The sequence below is a fragment of the Halomonas sp. ND22Bw genome (genome assembly GCF_003011945.1).
Taxonomy (GTDB): domain Bacteria; phylum Pseudomonadota; class Gammaproteobacteria; order Pseudomonadales; family Halomonadaceae; genus Halomonas; species Halomonas halophila.
The window spans coordinates 1-362 of record NZ_PXWD01000337.1 but is presented as its reverse complement, the minus strand read 5'-3'; the positions used below and the strand labels follow the sequence as shown (position 1 = coordinate 362).

At 49.7% G+C, this 362-nt stretch carries 1 protein-coding gene; it reads left to right on the top strand.

Going from position 1 to position 362, the window contains the following annotated elements; translation table 11 throughout:
- Window positions 1-51 precede the first annotated feature (51 nt).
- The coding region (locus CVH10_RS26675) for a hypothetical protein (RefSeq protein WP_219924800.1) at window positions 52-362 on the top strand (311 nt) is incomplete at its 3' end.

Sequence of the window (362 nt, the reverse complement as noted above, 5' to 3'; positions counted from 1 at the left end):
CATGTTCAGTGGTGACGTGAGTGAGAACATCCTCGAATCCTTTCAGATGCGATGTTCGATCGTTGGACTTCCAAACTGGTGTCTCTGGGATTTGCTGCGCCGCTACGGAGATTTGCTGAGCCACTACCTAATTCAGATGGTTTGGATGTACGAAAAGGTGGCTTGGATGTACGAAAAATCGGTAGTGATGATGATCAAGTTCTTGCTTCATACCTGACGAAAATTGCATCCGGGGTCGGTATGGAGTTCGGTTCAGTTGACGGAAAAAGTGGTCGGCACGGCAACCGTGCACCTTGGGAAATCGCCGTTGATTCAGTCGGAGGGGATCCACAAGCGTTGGAACTCTGGCGCGAATTTGAGTT